Source organism: Flavobacterium sp. CFS9 (genome assembly GCF_041154745.1).
GTDB lineage: Bacteria > Bacteroidota > Bacteroidia > Flavobacteriales > Flavobacteriaceae > Flavobacterium.
The window spans coordinates 5,010,642-5,025,535 of sequence record NZ_AP031573.1; the positions used below are offsets into that span (position 1 = coordinate 5,010,642).

Sequence of the window (14,894 nt, forward strand, 5' to 3'; positions counted from 1 at the left end):
TTTAAAAAGTTGCGTTGACACCTGTCATATAAATACGGGATAGTGGATATTTTCCTAAGTCTAAACCGAAATTCTTAAGTCCCACTTCCGGATCCATTCCTGAATAATTGGTAATGGTAAATAGGTTTTGCCCGGAGATAAAAAATCTAAGTTTAGCTTTTCCATGCAGCCATTGTTCTTTCACTGTATATCCGATCGAAACGTTTCTTAATCTCAGGAAAGAAGCATCTTCAATATAAAAATCAGAGATTCTTCCAAAATTATTATTGTTGTCAGTTGAGGAAAGAACCGGAATATTAGTATTGGTATTCGTTGGTGACCATGCATTTTTAGAATCGGCTAATAAATTGTACCCCGGGAAAGAAGCATTCAGACCTGTATATTTTACCGCATTAAAAACTTTGTTTCCGGTTGTTCCGCTAAGGAAGATGTTCATATCAAATCCTTTGTATCTGAAATTGGTGTTTAAACTGAAGGTCGTTTTCGGAAAAGGACTTCCAAGCACTACTCTGTCACTGTTATTGATCACACCATCTCCGTTTACATCTTTAAATTTAATGTCTCCGGCAACTGCATTCGGCTGATACACTACTCCTTTATCATTTACATAAGCTTTTGCTTCGGCATTACTTTGAAATAATCCGTCTGTCGAGTACCCGTAAAATGCTCCAACAGGGCTTCCAACCTGATAGATATTAGCCAAAGGCAAACTACGAACACGGCTAAGGTTTAAAGGCTCTAAGGAAGTCAAATCGTCTTTAATCGAAACAATTTTATTGCTTAAAAAAGCGGCGTTTGCTGTTACATCAAATTTGAATTCGCCACGCGTTTTTTGATAGGTTAAACTGGCTTCAATTCCTCTATTTTCAACATTACCCGAATTTACGATTCTTCCTAACGGCGTTCCTGAAACTCCAGGAAGCTGATCACGAACCAACATGTCTTTATTGGTTTTAATATAAGCATCTACAGATCCTGACAAAGCATTGTTAAACATGCTGAAATCCAATCCTACGTTGCTTTGTTCCGAACTTTCCCATCTTAGATTAGGATTCGACAATTCGCTCTCTGAATAACCGTAAGAGATTACCGGACTGTTTCCGATTAAAGCTTGTGTCTGCGTTAATGGCACACTAAACTGGTAAGGTCCAAGATTTCCTAAGTTTCCAATTTGTCCCCAGCTTGCACGTAATTTTAAGTTGCTTACTAACGGATCTATGCTTTTCATGAATCCCTCTTCAGAAATCAACCATCCGGCAGAAACAGAAGGATATACTTTCCAACGGTTGTCTGAAGTTAGTTTTGAAGTACCGTCACGGCGTATAATTCCTGAAATCAAATATTTTTGATTAAAGTCGTAATTCAGCCTTCCTACATAAGAAGAAATGATTTCTTCGGACATCCCTGCTTCTACCTGCTGTACTAACTTAGCATTTAACAAATAACGCTGTGATGGATCTTCATTATCAAAACCAGTTCCCTGCACAGTATAAAAATCTCTTTTAGTTTGTTGGTACGTATATCCGGCCAATGCTTTAAAATTGTGTTTTCCTAATGATTTTTCGTAAGAAAGCGTCTGCTCACTTAACAAATCAGTTGTGGTAGAAGAAGATTTTGTTAATCGGTTAAAATCAAATATTTTACCCGGCTCTGTTATTTTTACCGCAAAATCGGTTGCATTGTTCTGAATTCTGGTATATCCCCAGTTCGATTTGAATTTTAAACCCGATACGATTTCCCATTCTGCATAAGGATTAATTAAAACAGTCGAGATCGGATTACGGTTGTCCAGTCTTTTTAAATAAGCCACCGGATTGATTACGTCTCCATAAGAACCTATATATTTTTCAGGAACACCTCCGAACTTTCCTGAACCGTCTTCTCTGTAGATCGTAGCATTTGGCGGATAAAAAATCGCTGCTAAAATGGCTCCTGTATAACCACTTGTTGTATTCGCAGCCTGACCATCTGTTAGGGAGTATGACAGGTTTTCACCCACTGTAAAATTTGGCGCCAGTTTAAAAGAAGAATTGGCTCTTGCTGTATAACGGGTTCCGTAGGTATTTAACAATATTCCTTCGTTTTTGCGATAACTTCCTGAGATAAAGAAATTAGACTTCTCGGTTTTACCATTTACGGAAATAGACAAATCCTGAATTTCGCCGGTACGGAAAATTTCATCCATCCAATTGGTCTTTGTAGTTCTGGCTGTTGGTTCAAAAGCCGGATCAAAAGCCGGAATTCTCGGCATCCCTGCATTGTCTCTGGCGGTGTTCATCGCATCTGCATATTCAGCCGCATTTAAAACGTCTAACTTTTTAGCTACGTTTTGAAAGCCTCCCTGGTAATTTACGTTGATGTTAATACGTTCCGAAACTCCTTTTTTAGAGGTAATTAAAATAACTCCTCCCGAAGCCCTTGCTCCGTAAATGGCTGCCGAAGCAGCATCTTTTAAAACACTTATCGAAGCAATATCATTTGGATTTAAGGTGTTTAAAGAACCGCTGTAAATAATCCCGTCTAAAACGATCAGTGGTGTTTCGGCGTTCAAAGATCCTATACCTCTGATATTAATCGTAGGTTCGGCAGTTGGATCACCACCATTATTAATTACGGTAACACCCGCCACTGTTCCTTGTAATAATTCTGCGGCACTATTGTAAGTTCTGCTTGAGGTTTCTTTCATCGAAACGGTTCCTACAGATCCTAAAACTTCATTCTTTTTAACACTTCCGTATCCCATTACAACCACTTCCTGCAGTTGTTTCATATCGGCCGCTAATTTTACTTTTATGTTTTTATCTGCTTGTGTTACTTTTATTTCCTGCGTAACATAACCTACATAAGAAAAAACAAGTACTGCTGCAGACGAATTGATTTCAATTTTAAAAGTTCCGTCAAAATCTGTTGTAGCTGCTGCATCCGAATCTTTGTCCTTGATTCCGACACCCGGTAACGGCATTCCGTCATCACCGCCAAAAACAGTTCCTGAAATGCTTATTTTACCCTGACCAATGTCCGAAACTTTTATGTTTTTCTTGATCACAATATTGTTGCTGACAATTTCGTATCTCAATAACAGATTGCTGCATATTTTATCCAAAGCCTGTTCTAAGGGTACATTATTAAGTTTTAAGCTAATCTTTTGGTTGGTATTGACCTGATTGGTTTCGTACATAAAATGCACGTCGATTTGTTTTTCAATTTTTTGAAAAACACTCTTTATGCTTTCGTTTTCTACTTTTAAGGTTACTCTTTTACCGATATCAAAAGGGGCCGCTTTTACGGTTAATCCGATAAAAAATAGAGCCACGAAAAGCAGTCCCTTCGTTAGTACCGATTTTTTAATGCTCTGCGCCTTTACGACATACCGCATTTGCTTTTTATTCATGATTGTGTTTTTTTTAATTGTTTTTGATTGTGGAACGGTTTTCTACGTAGATTTTTTAATTTGACTTTTAACTGAATTGTATTCCAGCAAATTGAAACGGGAATTAGAGCCTTTAAAAATTCTCTTAACTCCACTAACCCGCATTGCGCTATGCGAACTATTTTTCTCTCGGCTGTATTTTTTTAAATTTAACGGATGACATAAGTCCCCGATTCTATTTTATAATCTGCATTAATAATATTGCACACCAAAGTAACAACCTGTCCTACAGGAAGTTCTTTAAAATAAGCACTGATTTTTAAATGGTTTAAATTCTTGTTTCCGATCTGGACAGTTACGTTGTAATTTCGATTGATCGTTGCGATGACTTCCGGTAAAGGGGCATCTTCAAAAACAATAATGTGTTTCCGCCATAGCGAAATTGAATTCATTGGGATATCCTTAAACGCCTGGAGTTTGTTACTGTGCGATTTAAAAACCACTTTTTGTCCGGGAGTTACATATACATTTTCTTCAGTCACGGTTGATTTGACATTCACTCTTCCCGTCAGCACCGAAACCTCCTGAGTAGTCTGATCCGGATAGGCCTGCACGTTAAAACTTGTTCCCAGTACTTTGGTGTCCATTTTATCGGTATGAATGATGAAGGGATGCTTTTTATCTTTGGCTACGTCAAAAAAGGCTTCTCCCCTTAAATAGATTTCTCTGGTATCTCCTTTAAAAGTGTCAGGATATTTTACGTGACTTCCGGCATTAAGCCATATTTGAGTTCCATCACTTAAAACTATTTTAGCGTGCTCCCCTGCCTTTGTTGCATATTGTCTGGTAATAGTTTTCAGCGAGGATAAATAAACGAAACAAGACAAGCTGAGCACAAATAACAAAGAAGCTGCTACCGTCCAATTTCTATACGGAAGAGAAATAACCTTATTTCTTTTTTTTATATTCTGAATCTCCTTTTTTAACTTCGAACGGTCTGATGTAATCAATGCTATCGTGTCGAATATTTCTTCGGGATGGTCGTACCAGTTATTCCATAATTCTTCCCCATTTAAAGAAGGCTTACCTTCTAAAAAAAGTTTTACATCTTGATGTGATTTTTCAGGCATTATAGTGTGTTTATCTCTTTTATAGTATGTCTTAGAAACAATAATTTCGGGTAGGTCCGGAAGGTTACGCTTTTGTTAAGAAAAAATGCGTAACCTTAAATTAGCGATCTGCTATTAATTAAATTCGCCCAGATAGTTTCGCATAAACCTTAATGCATACGCAATGTGGTACTTTACAGTTTCGTGCGAAACATTAAGTTCTTCGGCTATTTCTTTATTGGTATAATGTTTAATTCTGCTGAGAATAAAAACTTCTTTGGATTTTTTAGGAAGTAATAATGCAGCCTTATCAACTGCTTCCTGCAGTTCTTCATAATAAATAGAATCTTCGGTAGTGTTGCTGCCGTCACAATCATTGGTATTTCTGTCTATTACCTCTCTAACATACTGATCGGTGATGGTATGCAATTTTATGTAATCTAAAGTGGTATATCGAACGGAGGTGTAGATATAAGCTGAAAATTTCTTTTGAATAACCAAGTCCTTTCGCCTTTCCCAAATCGTTGTGAAAACTTCCTGAACAATCTCTTCAGAAACCGGAATCGACTTCATCCTCACATAAACAAACCGAACTAATACATCCCGATATCGGAAATACAATTCATCAAACGCTTTATCTTTTCCTTGTCTCAATAACTCAACAAGCTCCTCATCTGTAAACTTCTTATACATGAGGTATCGTTTTTAAATAATTTGGCGAATGAAGTATTCGAAATAAGACTTTCGATCCAATCTTTATACTGCGATATATTCTGACTTTAAAAAATGACATATACTACAATTGTGTTGTTTATAATATGTCTTCAAAATTAAAGATGAGGGTAGGTCTGGAAGGTTACGTTTACATTAATAAACGAACCTCATTATACAACATTATATTAACATCTAATGTTTTATGTTACGTCAATATTCATAGGATATTTAATTAGGTATCCCCTTTGTAAAATCTCACTTGTTAAAGGAAAGAATACTTCAAGTAATTGTGAATTTGATGCAGTGTTTTTTGCCATTGGCGGAGAAATTTCTCTCGATATTTTGATAACAGAAAGTCAACAGAACAGTTAAGTTGTACTACACCTCCTACAGCTATCATATTTCTGCTGTAAAATCGTTCAAAACATCAATAAACATAAGTCCTAGCCATTTTTTTGGCTAACTATGATTTATCTCATTAATTATTAGGGTTTCCAACACTAAAAGCACCTTTCATGACAATAAAAAACCGTCTCATGACATATTTTTCAGTTTCGGTGCCTAAGATTCTTAGTTTTAACCTGTTTTACGAGATAAAATCAGGTATAAATACGTGTTTTTCAACTAATTATTAGTTATACATTAGTTTTCAAAGAAAACTCTTTATTCTAAACCATAGCGCTGAACAACGATAATATCAAAAACAAATATAAACACTAACCTATTAAAACAAGTAAATTATGGAAGAATACATTGGAATTGTAAAGCTTTTTGCAGGAAATTTTGCGCCTAGAGGCTGGGCCTTCTGCAACGGACAAATCATGTCAATTGCACAAAATACTGCATTGTTCGCAATCCTTGGGACCACTTATGGTGGTAATGGTCAAACGACTTTTGCATTGCCAAATCTTCAGGGCACAACAGCAATCGGAGCCGGAACCGGAGGTGGAGGAACTTATGTTTTAGGACAAAGTGCCGGTACACCAAACGTTTCTATTTTAACAAGCAACCTTCCTGCTCACGTTCACGCAGGACCAGGTAAAATTTCAGTTACTGCTACAAATGCATCAGACTCTACACCGGTAGCCGGAGCATCAATAGCCATACCTGGAGCTCTTGTATCCAGAGTGTTCACACCAACACTAGGTTTCGCAACAGCGACTCCAAGTGTCGATTTATTAAGCAATGTAACCACTGGACCAACTGGTAGTAACATTCCGATATCGATCATGCAGCCTTATTTAGCATTGTCTTATATCATTTGTTTAGAAGGAATTTTCCCTTCCAGAAATTAAGCTATTTAACAGCATTTTTTACATTATAAGACCATTTGGGTATATCACTGAAATCGTATAGAAACTGAATTTCAGAATATTCAGTAAGATTATACATAGAAGCAATGCAAAAAGGGTTTGTTATATAAGACTCTGCATTTTTTAATTCGATGTCTTCAAATATCCTGATTTCAGTAAAAATACACACATCAGGGTGATTGCTAAAATCAGCCGGCAAATTATAAAAGTCGCTTTTAAATACTAAATCCTGACTTGTATTGCCAAAAAGTTCTTTGCTTATTGTAAATAATCTATCTACAAATACACTATGAGGATAGGGCTGCATTTCGTTGCGGCCCTTAACCTCAGTTTTAGCATTTTTGAGAGACGGCTCATAATCAAGAAAACTATAAGTCAAATCAATTTTAATTTCCTGTGGAATTAAAATCCCATGTGAAGGCAACTGCGAAACAATGTTTCGCGTAATAGCCACTTGCGGCTCTCGGGTTAGAGCATAATGCATGGTTTCAGAAATAGCCAAATCAATTACAAAATCCTGAGGTTTGGTATAGGTAATGGCATCCGTTTCGATCAACTGCAAGACATAATTGTTTAGACCGGTAACCGATAAAATATGGTGTACAGATGCTATGGAAGCAGTATTGATATCTAATAAAATGGCCTTAATTCTATCTTTATTAAACAATGGTAGTAAAGGAAGAATTAATGTTGCATAGGGACCACAACCCGCATAAAGAATATTAATACTTCTCTCCGGAAAATCATTACACAATTTTGTCAAGGCCTTATAAATGCCTTTTATGAAATAAACGGTGCGTAAATAGTCATCAACACAGTCTGCCGCACCGGAACTGGACAAGGCAACACCTCCTTTCACAGCAACTTCGTTGTTTTCAAAATGGTCGACCGTTGCTATTTTTTCATAAAAATCTGAAAGGTTTCGCGCACATCTTGTGTGCTCATCAATAGTATTTGACGCAATGATAGATTGAACAATAATCGTAAGCTCTTGTTTATACATGATACTCAATTTTGGTGAAAGCTTTAAAAGCCGGAACTGAAAAACAAATGTAAGAATACAAAATGATAAATCTAATATCAGTTAATTATGAAAAAACTCTACCTATTACTCATTCTACTGTTTTTTACGCTGCAGCAGTTAACTGCCCAAACCGTAGAAACGTTTGAAGCTCAGACAATAAATCTGTCCAATTTTACCAGTAATGGCAAAATATTTAACTTAACCAATACTTATATCGCTTTTCAGGTGGTTAGTTCTCCCGGCTATGGCTATAATGGTTCAAACAATTACATACAAGTTGCGGATGGTACTGCATCACAAAGCTTGGGGCAAACCGGATACATAACCGCTGCTACAGGAAGTTTTAAGATGAATAGTTTATGGATTTACCTGACAGGTGATTCTACTCAGAGTCCTAATGTTACTTCTAATGGCGCACCTGGTTCTGTTACCTTAACGGGAAAACTTGGCGGTGTGACTCAATTCACTATTGTAAAAAACACTGCGGGAACCAATATAGGTTATACCTTGCCCGGAAATGGTTTTATCCCCGTTAATTTTGCTACCGACGGAGCGGCTAATTACACCAATATCAACATTGACCAGCTTGAAGTTCAATTAAGCGGTAATTATGATTATTTTGCCATTGACAACTTTACCTGGGTTGACGGGGTAAGTTTACCAACAGTTACTACAACTACAGCTACCAATGTTGGTTCTACGAAAGCAACAATTGGAGGAAATGTAACTGCAAATGGCGGAGATGCCAGCGTAGAAAGAGGAATAGTTTGGGCGACCACTGCAAACCCTACTATCGCAAACAATAAATTTCAAATTGGAACCGGAACGGGAATTTTTAGCAATACCGTAACAGGGCTTACTCCCGGTTCGACAATTTATTACAGGGCTTATGCAAAGAATACTGCCGGGACAGCTTATGGTGCCGAATCAACATTTGTCACAGCGGCTGCTTTAAGCACTTCTTCTACCTCAAAAACAGACGTGGCTTGTAACGGAGGAACTACCGGAGCTGCCAGTGTTACCGTAATTGGCGGAGTTACTCCCTATACCTACTCATGGTCTCCTTCAGGAGGTACAGGATCATCGGCAACAGGACTGTCTGCAAATGCATACACCGTTACCATTACCGACGCTGAATTGACACAAATTACCAGAAACTTTTCGATCACGCAGCCAACGGCACTAAATGGGCTGCCTACAACAACGGCTGTTTCCTGTTTTGGAGGATCTAACGGTACCGCAACAGTAACTCCGACTGGAGGTGCACCAGGATACACCTACTTATGGTCTACCGGAGCTACAACACAAACTATAACAGGCCGTATAGCCGGAACATATAGCGTTACTATTACAGATGCCAATGGATGTCCTAAAACTATAAACAATATTGTTATAGGTCAGCCTGCTGCGGCTCTTGACGGAACTGCTACTACCACAGCCGCTTCTTGTTTTGCAGGATCTAACGGTACAGCAACAGTAACTCCATCAGGAGGTACTCCTGGATATACCTACTCATGGTCACCATCGGGAGGTACAGCTGCAACGGCTACCGGACTTGCTGCCGGAACTTATAGTGTTACGATTACAGATGCTAACGCATGTTCAAAAACGGTATCGGGTATTATTGTTGGACAGCCATCATCAGCTCTTGACGGAACTACCACTACAACTGCTGCTTCTTGTTTCGGAGGATCTAACGGTACAGCAACAGTAACTCCATCAGGAGGTACTCCTGGATATACCTATTCATGGTCGCCAACAGGAGGTACCGCAGCCACTGCAACAGGACTTGCCGCAGGAAACTATAGTGTTACCATTACTGATGCTAATGGATGTACTAAAACGATAACGGGTATTGCCGTAGGTCAGCCAGCTGCTGCTCTTAACGGAACTCCTAGTACAACGGCTGTTTCCTGTTTTGGAGGAGCTAACGGTACGGCTACTATAACACCATCAGGCGGTACTGCAGGATATACTTATTCATGGTCTCCATCAGGAGGTACTGCAGCCACTGCAACAGGACTTACCGCAGGAAACTATAATGTTACCATTACAGATGCGAATGGATGTACTAAAACGATAACAGGTATTGCCGTAGGTCAGCCAGCTGCTGCTCTCGATGGAACTCCTAGTACAACAGCTGTTTCTTGTTTTGGAGGATCTAACGGTACAGCTACTATAACAGCATCAGGAGGTACTGCAGGATACACCTACTTATGGTCTACCGGAGCTACAACTGCTACTATAACTGGCCGTATAGCCGGAACATACAGTGTTACTATTACAGATGCCAATGGATGCCCTAAAACTATAAACAATATTGTTATAGGTCAGCCTGCTGCGGCTCTTGACGGAACTGCTACTACCACACCCGCTTCTTGTTTTACAGGATCTAACGGTACAGCAACAGTAACTCCAAGCGGAGGTACACCTGGATATACCTATTCATGGTCGCCATCAGGAGGTACAGCAGCAACGGCTACCGGACTTGCTGCCGGAACTTATAGTGTTACTATTACAGATGCTAACGCATGTTCAAAAACGGTATCGGGTATTGTTGTTGGACAGCCATCATCGGCTCTTGACGGAACTACCACCACAACCGCTGCTTCTTGTTTCGGAGGATCTAACGGTACAGCAACAGTAACTCCAAACGGGGGTACACCTGGATATACCTATTCATGGTCGCCAACAGGAGGTACCGCAGCCACTGCAACAGGACTTGCTGCGGGGAACTATAGTGTTACCATTACAGATGCTAATGGATGTAGCAAAACGATAACAGGTATTGCCGTAGGTCAGCCAGCCGCTGCTCTTGACGGAACCCCAAATGCAACAGCTGTTTCTTGTTTTGGAGGATCTAACGGTACGGCTACTATAACAGCATCAGGCGGTACTGCGGGATATACTTATTTATGGTCTAATGGAGCTACAACAGCTTCTATTACCGGACTTATCGCAGGAACCTATAGTGTTACTATTACAGACGCCAACGCCTGTACAAAAATAATCAACAATATTGCGGTAGGCCAGCCTGCAGCTGCTCTGGACGGAACGATAGCTACAACAGCTGTTTCTTGTGTCGGAGGAGCCAACGGTACTGCAACAGTAACTCCATCAGGAGGTACTGCAGGATATACGTATGCATGGTCTAACGGATCAACAACTCAGACCATAAACGGGCTTATCGCAGGTACTTACAGTGTTACCATTACGGATGCTAATGCTTGTACTAAAACTATAAATAATATTGTTGTAGGACAGCCAGCCGCAGCTCTTGACGGTACTGCAACTACAACTGCTGTTTCTTGTTTTGGAGGAGCAAATGGTACTGCAACAGTAACCCCAACCGGAGGTACTGCAGGGTACACTTATTCATGGGCTCCAACAGGAGGTACAGCCGCAACAGCAACAGGGCTTGCTGCAGGAACTTATAGTGTGACCATTACAGATGCTAACGCTTGTCAAAAAACAATAACCGGTATTGTGGTAGGACAACCGGCTGCGGCTCTTGACGGGACTGCAACTACAACTGCTGTTTCTTGTTTCGGAGGTGTTAATGGTACTGCAACAGTAACGGCAACAGGAGGTACTGCAGGATACACTTATTCATGGGCTCCAACAGGAGGTACAGCTGCAACAGCAACGGGACTTCCAGCGGGAACTTATAGTGTTACCATCACAGATGCTAACGCTTGTACAAAAATCATAAATAATATTGTTATTGGACAGCCAACTGCTCTTAACGGAACTGCTACTACCACAGCTGTTTCTTGTTTTGGACAAGCTGACGGTACTGCAACTGTTACTCCAACCGGAGGTACAGCTGGTTATACCTACTTATGGTCTAATGGAGCAACTACACAAACCATAACTGGTCTTGTTGCCGGAAACTATAATGTTGTCATTACCGATGCTAACTCGTGTACAAAAACAATAAATAATGTTACAGTATTTCAACCAACTGCCATAACAGTTGTCCCTTCACAAACCAATGTGAGTTGTAACGGAGGACAAAACGGACAGGCCTCAGCGACCGTAAGTGGTGGAGGCGGAAGCTATACCTATTCATGGTCTCCATCGGGAGGTACGGCAGCAACAGCAACCGGACTTGCCGCAGGAACTTATACCCTAACCATCACAGATGGCAACGGCTGTACTAAAACACAAGTCTATAACATCTTAGAGCCAGCTGCAATCGCAACTACAATTACAGGGACAAATGTTAGCTGTAATGGAGGAAGCAATGGTACAGCTACTGTTACTGCAACAGGAGGAACAGGCGGTTATACTTATGTTTGGTCTCCAACCGGAGGAAACTCAGCAACAGCAAGTGGTTTACCTTCCGGAAATTATTCAGTAGTAGTTACTGATGCAAATGGATGTACGAAAACTGCTAATATTGTTATCAACGAACCGGCTCTATTAAACGCCGCAGTTGCAACCCAAACAAACATTTCCTGCAATGGAGCAAGCGATGGAGCGATTACTACTACTATAACAGGTGGTACAACTGCATACACCTATTTATGGTCGAATGGAGCTACAACTAAAGACATCAGCGGATTAACAGCAGGAACATATACCCTAACAGTTACAGATGCTAATGGCTGTACTGCATCACTAGCAGTAACTTTAACCACTACTCCTGATGTAACACCACCAGTACCAAACGTGGCTACACTTCCTGTAATTACAAGTGCTTGTGCTGTTTTATCGGCTCAGATTCCAGTTCCAACTGCAACTGATAACTGCAGCGGTACCATTACGGCAACAACAACAAATCCGTTAACTTATAACACACCAGGAACTTATACAATAACCTGGACTTATACGGATGCTGCCGGAAATACAAGTACACAAACGCAGACTATAAAAGTTCTTCCTTCATCTATTCAGGCTGTAACTTTTAGCAATGCTACGGTAACATACAACAAAAACCCACAAGCATTACAAGTTGCGAATTTACCAGCAGGAGCCACTGTTGCTTATACAATAACCCCTGGAGGCTCAGGAAATTCAGCTACAAATGCGGGTACGTATACGGTAACTGCAGTAGTAAGTCCTTCGGCAAGCGAGCCTAATTGTTCTCCAATTACGCTTACTGCACAGCTTACTATTCAAAAAGCAGCGCAACAAATTACTTTTGCAGCTTTAGGAGTAAAAACTCTTGGGACTGTAAATACTTTCACACTAGGCGCTACTGCCAGTTCAGGTTTAGCAGTGAACTATTCTTTCACCTACAAAACAGCTTTACCTGCTGCTACTGTTGCACCTTTAACCGGGGTAGTTACTATGTTAAGACCGGGAGAAGTAACAATTGTAGCCGCTCAGGCCGGTGATGCGAATTATTTACCTGCTCCAGATGTTACACAGCTTTTGGTGATCAAAAACAACGACATCACCGTTACTCAAATTACTGTTGGTACTAAAGTTTATCCAAATCCGGCTAAAACTATTAATTACCTGATGGCATGTGGTGAGAACAATGTAAATGTAGCATTGACTAATACAACCAATGCAACCTTTAATCCAGCGGCTAATTTTACAATCAATACCCCTAAACCTGGAATTTATACGCAAAACGTAACAATTACTTCTGAAGACGGAAGCGCCAACGCTACTTATGCTATAACGGTAGAAAAACCATTTGGATTCTATGATATTGTACACCAAAAATTCAATAATGTACTTATCGTAAACAACAACCCTCAGACTAATGGAGGTTACGAATTTGTTTCTTACCAATGGTTTAAAAATGGACAAGTAATTGGAACTAATCAATACTTTTCAGCAGGTGAATCTCAATCCAATACATTGGATTTAACAGCCGACTATAGTGTAAAAATGACGACCAAAGATGGTAAAGTATTACAAACGTGTCCTTCTAAAATTAAGACACAGAAATCACTTGAAGTTAAATTGTATCCAAACCCGGTTGAAACAGGAAAAATGCTTACTGTAGACGCTGATTTACCAGAGGGTGATTTAGAAAACATGCAAATAAGTCTTTACTCTGTTACAGGTAAATTACTTACTACAATGAAGTCATCTACTGCTCAAACACAGGTACAATTACCTCCAAGTACTGAAAGTAATATGGTTCTTGTAGTTATTGAGTCAGGCAATATCAAAAAGTCATTCAAAGTAATTGTAAAATAATCAAAATCATGCCAGTACCACTTCAAAATGGTACTGGCTAATACAACTTTAAGATGAAAAAATATATCAGTACCTCTATAAAATCTATAGCTACAGTTACGGCGTTCTTAGCGATATGCCTTCAGGGCTATAGTCAGGATAAAAAACAGGAAATATCGATCTCTGTCGCAGGACCAGGTTCTTTTCTAAAGTACAGTGGCGGTGGTACTATCGTACCCGGCAACGGAATTAGTGCAGGAATCAGATACTCCTATTATCTAAACGAAGGCTTAAGTATTGGAATTGGAGCTGAGTATCAATCCTACAATTCTGATGCAAAATATGCTTCTTTTAATGGACAATATGTTACTAAAGATGCCGAAAATGAAACCTTTCAGTTCAGATACAAAGCCACTAACTTCAGAGAAGAGCAAAGCTTGAGTTACATAAATGTTCCAATCGCCATTCAATTTGAAACTCCGGGAACTACCCAATTGTATGTTGCCGCGGGTGCTAAGGTTGGATTTGCAATCAAAGGATGCTATCAAAGTAGCTTTCAAAACCTTACTACAAGCGGTTACTATCCGCAATACAATGTAGAATTGTTTAATCCTGCGTTTGCCGGTTTTGCCAGTACTAATGATGTAAAAACCAGCGAACAGGATTTAGATACTAAAGTGTCCTACTCTGCTACTTTTGAAACAGGTGTAAAACAAAAGATTGGAAACAGAACTTCATTCTATCTAGGTGCTTATATCGATTATGGTCTAAATAACATCTACAATAAAAATGGAGACAAAAGTCTGGTACAGTACAATCCCGACCTTCCTGTACAGCTGCAATACAACAGCGTATTAGATTCTCCATCCGTACACAATGTCAGACTAGTTTCATACGGACTTAAACTGAGATTTGCTTTACGTTAATTATCAAATAAAAAATATTAAATCACTACTTTTCCCGCTCGGGAAAAATTAAAAAAGTCGGTTTCTTGGGGGAAATCGGCTTTTTTTTATGGATTAAAACCTGTTCTATGGATAAAGGTAAAATATCTTTTTGCTTTTACCCTTTCAGGGTAATGGTCAATCTTAATTTACTACATAGTGCATTGCACCATGCTGTTGCTTATGCTCTTTCAGAGCTAGTTTGAGAAAGTAATCTCTTTTAAATCAAACTGTATAAAAAACATTGCAGCTTCGAATAATATTCTTAATACTATAATT

The 14,894-nt window shown here is 39.4% G+C and carries 7 protein-coding genes; 3 read left to right on the forward strand and 4 right to left on the reverse strand.

All coding sequences use genetic code 11. From position 1 onward, the window contains the following. Window position 1: 1 nt before the first annotated feature. The 3 genes from ACAM30_RS20655 to ACAM30_RS20665 all read right to left on the reverse strand — a co-directional run bounded on the left by ACAM30_RS20655 (window position 2) and on the right by ACAM30_RS20665 (window position 5,172). Window positions 2–3,391, reverse strand: coding sequence for a SusC/RagA family TonB-linked outer membrane protein (locus tag ACAM30_RS20655; protein ID WP_369616398.1), 3,390 nt, complete (start codon window positions 3,389–3,391; stop codon window positions 2–4). A gap of 188 nt (window positions 3,392–3,579) precedes the next feature. After that, window positions 3,580–4,500, reverse strand: coding sequence for a FecR family protein (locus tag ACAM30_RS20660; protein ID WP_369616399.1), 921 nt, complete (start codon window positions 4,498–4,500; stop codon window positions 3,580–3,582). Between the two features lie 114 nt (window positions 4,501–4,614). Continuing rightward, window positions 4,615–5,172, reverse strand: coding sequence for an RNA polymerase sigma-70 factor (locus tag ACAM30_RS20665; RefSeq protein ID WP_369616400.1), 558 nt, complete (start codon window positions 5,170–5,172; stop codon window positions 4,615–4,617). A 761-nt stretch (window positions 5,173–5,933) separates the two neighbouring features. On the opposite strand from ACAM30_RS20665, the gene ACAM30_RS20670 reads away from it, so the two are divergent. Beyond that, on the forward strand, window positions 5,934–6,488 hold the full coding sequence (locus ACAM30_RS20670; RefSeq protein WP_369616401.1) for a phage tail protein: 555 nt from the start codon (window positions 5,934–5,936) through the stop codon (window positions 6,486–6,488). A gap of 1 nt (window position 6,489) precedes the next feature. Here the strand turns inward: ACAM30_RS20670 and ACAM30_RS20675 are convergent, their stop codons facing one another. Further along, the gene (locus tag ACAM30_RS20675; protein ID WP_369616402.1) at window positions 6,490–7,509 is read right to left on the reverse strand and encodes a hypothetical protein; all 1,020 of its coding nucleotides are present in this window, start codon (window positions 7,507–7,509) and stop codon (window positions 6,490–6,492) included. An 87-nt stretch (window positions 7,510–7,596) separates the two neighbouring features. On the opposite strand from ACAM30_RS20675, the gene ACAM30_RS20680 reads away from it, so the two are divergent. Both ACAM30_RS20680 and ACAM30_RS20685 read left to right on the forward strand, forming a co-directional pair. Further along, a complete protein-coding gene (locus tag ACAM30_RS20680; protein WP_369616403.1) occupies window positions 7,597–13,692 on the forward strand; it encodes a T9SS type A sorting domain-containing protein in 6,096 nt (2,031 codons plus the stop codon). Window positions 13,693–13,745: 53 nt separating this feature from the next. After that, window positions 13,746–14,597, forward strand: coding sequence for a hypothetical protein (locus ACAM30_RS20685; RefSeq protein ID WP_369616404.1), 852 nt, complete (start codon window positions 13,746–13,748; stop codon window positions 14,595–14,597). Window positions 14,598–14,894: the final 297 nt, after the last annotated feature.

Bases quoted from the DNA above. Each gene is read 5' to 3' on its own strand.
- ACAM30_RS20655 (WP_369616398.1), bottom strand. From the start codon at position 3,391: ATGAATAAAAAGCAAATGCGGTATGTCGTAAAGGCGCAGAGCATTAAA.
- ACAM30_RS20660 (WP_369616399.1), bottom strand. From the start codon at position 4,500: ATGCCTGAAAAATCACATCAAGATGTAAAACTTTTTTTAGAAGGTAAG.
- ACAM30_RS20665 (WP_369616400.1), bottom strand. From the start codon at position 5,172: ATGTATAAGAAGTTTACAGATGAGGAGCTTGTTGAGTTATTGAGACAA.
- ACAM30_RS20670 (WP_369616401.1), top strand. From the start codon at position 5,934: ATGGAAGAATACATTGGAATTGTAAAGCTTTTTGCAGGAAATTTTGCG.
- ACAM30_RS20675 (WP_369616402.1), bottom strand. From the start codon at position 7,509: ATGTATAAACAAGAGCTTACGATTATTGTTCAATCTATCATTGCGTCA.
- ACAM30_RS20680 (WP_369616403.1), top strand. From the start codon at position 7,597: ATGAAAAAACTCTACCTATTACTCATTCTACTGTTTTTTACGCTGCAG.
- ACAM30_RS20685 (WP_369616404.1), top strand. From the start codon at position 13,746: ATGAAAAAATATATCAGTACCTCTATAAAATCTATAGCTACAGTTACG.